A 1,207-nucleotide genomic window follows, 5' to 3' on the forward strand; every position below is an offset into this window, starting at 1 on the left:
AAGGCAAAGTTCGAACGCAACAAGCCGCATGTGAACATTGGGACGATCGGTCACGTTGATCACGGCAAGACGACGCTGACGGCGGCGATCACGAAGTATTTCGGCGATTTCCGGGCCTATGACCAGATCGACGGCGCGCCCGAGGAAAAGGCGCGCGGGATCACGATCTCGACGGCGCATGTCGAGTACGAGACCGAGAACCGTCACTACGCGCATGTCGACTGCCCCGGCCACGCCGACTACGTCAAGAACATGATCACGGGCGCGGCGCAGATGGACGGCGCGATCCTCGTGGTGAACGCGGCCGACGGCCCGATGCCCCAGACGCGCGAGCACATCCTGCTGGGCCGCCAGGTCGGCATCCCGTCGCTGGTCGTCTATCTCAACAAGGTCGACCAGGTCGATGACGAGGAGCTGATCGAGCTCGTCGAGATGGAGGTGCGCGAGCTTCTGTCGAGCTACGACTATCCCGGCGACGACATCCCGATCATCCGCGGCTCGGCGCTGGCGGCGATGAACGGCGAGAACCCCGAGATCGGCGAGGAATCGATCAAGGCGCTGATGGCCGCGGTCGACGAGTACATCCCCACGCCCGAGCGCGCGGTGGACCAGCCCTTCCTGATGCCGGTCGAGGACGTGTTCTCGATCTCCGGCCGGGGCACGGTCGTGACCGGCCGCGTCGAGCGCGGCGTGATCAACGTGGGTGACGAGATCGAGATCGTGGGCATCCGCGACACGAAGAAGACGACCTGCACGGGCGTCGAGATGTTCCGCAAGCTGCTCGATCGCGGCGAGGCGGGCGACAATATCGGCGCGCTTCTGCGCGGGATCGACCGCGAGGGCGTTCAGCGCGGGCAGGTGCTGTGCAAGCCGGGCTCGGTCAAGCCGCACACCAAGTTCGAGGCCGAGGCCTATATCCTGACCAAGGAAGAGGGCGGGCGGCACACGCCGTTCTTCGCCAACTACCGCCCGCAATTCTACTTCCGCACGACGGATGTGACGGGCACGGTTCAGCTGGCCGAGGGCACCGAGATGGTGATGCCGGGCGACAACGTGTCCTTCGGTGTCGAGCTGATCGCGCCGATCGCGATGGAGGAGAAGCTGCGCTTCGCCATCCGCGAAGGCGGCCGCACCGTCGGCGCCGGCGTGGTCTCCAAGATCATCGAGTGACGGCAAAGGGCCGGACGGGACACCCCCGCCCGGCCCG

General features: G+C 66.0%; 1 protein-coding gene. It reads left to right on the forward strand.

Going from position 1 to position 1,207, the window contains the following annotated elements:
- A partial coding sequence (gene tuf / locus E2L08_RS16830; protein ID WP_133398230.1) for an elongation factor Tu occupies positions 1-1,170 on the forward strand: 1,170 nt, incomplete at its 5' end.
- Positions 1,171-1,207 lie beyond the last annotated feature (37 nt).

Origin of the sequence: Palleronia sediminis (assembly GCF_004358695.1) — a bacterium.
Lineage (GTDB): Bacteria > Pseudomonadota > Alphaproteobacteria > Rhodobacterales > Rhodobacteraceae > Palleronia > Palleronia sediminis.